At 64.3% G+C, this 1,088-nt stretch carries 1 protein-coding gene; it reads right to left on the bottom strand.

Annotated elements, in window-relative coordinates; translation table 11 throughout:
• Positions 1–1,027, bottom strand: a 1,027-nt coding sequence (gene gltX, locus AX735_RS04660; protein ID WP_066276382.1) for a glutamate--tRNA ligase, incomplete at its 3' end; no start/stop codon positions are given.
• Positions 1,028–1,088 lie beyond the last annotated feature (61 nt).

Here is a 1,088-nt window from a genome sequence, read left to right as displayed (position 1 = left end):
GCGCGACCAGCGCGGCAAGCGCGGTATCGTCCATCTCGCGCAGATACTGGCCATTGAGGTTGATCAGCTTCTTGGCATCGAAGCGCGAGGGCGACTTGCCGACATTGGCGAGCGAGAACAGCTCGACCGCCTCGGCGCGGGAAATCTTCTCGCGGTCACCATAACCCCAGCCGAGCCGAAGCAGATAATTGAACATCGCGTCCGAGACCACGCCCATGTCGTCGCGATAGGCCTCGACGCCCAGTGCACCGTGGCGCTTGGAGAGCTTGGCCCCATCATTGCCGTGGATCAGCGGGATATGCGCATAGACCGGCTCGGGCCAACCCATCGCCTGGATCAGCGCGAGCTGGCGGAAGGCGTTGTTGAGATGGTCGTCGCCACGGATGATGTGCGTCACGCCCATGTCGTGGTCGTCCACGACCACCGCGAGCATATAGGTGGGGGTGCCATCGGAGCGCAGCAGGACATAATCGTCGAGTTCGCGCGTATCGACTGTGACGTTACCCTGGACCTGGTCGGCAATCGTCATCTTGCCCGATTGCGGGGCCTTCAGCCGCACGACATAAGGCGCGCCCGCCGGGGCCTCGCTGGGATCGCGGTCGCGCCAGCGACCGTCATAGCGCATCGGCAGCTTCTTCTCGCGCTGCTCGGCGCGCATTGCCTCCAGCTCCTCCGCGGTGGCGAAGCACTTGTAAGCCTTGCCCATATTGAGCAGCTGGTGCGCGACCTCGGCATGGCGCGCCGCGCGCTCGCTCTGGAATACCGGCGTGTCGTCCCAATCGAGACCCAGCCAGTCGAGCCCGGCAAAGATCGCGTCGATCGCTTCCGGGGTCGAGCGCGCCTTGTCGGTATCCTCGATCCGCAGCAGCGCCTTGCCGCCATGGTGGCGGGCGAACAGCCAGTTGAACATCGCGGTGCGCGCGCCGCCGATATGAAGGAATCCGGTGGGTGACGGGGCGAACCGGGTTACGACCTGTCCGCCGGACGCGCCCGCCGGAAGGTCCGATTTTTCGCCGCTTGCACTCACTTACGCTTTCCTTTCAAACTCGCCGATGATGGCAATTTCGACCGCCTCTAGCACGGCTTTC

It is taken from the genome of Blastomonas sp. CCH1-A6, from assembly GCF_001556365.1.
Classification (GTDB): Bacteria; Pseudomonadota; Alphaproteobacteria; order Sphingomonadales; family Sphingomonadaceae; genus Blastomonas; species Blastomonas ursincola.
The sequence above is the reverse complement of the archived record's forward strand: the minus strand, read 5'-3'. Positions and strand labels throughout refer to the sequence as shown.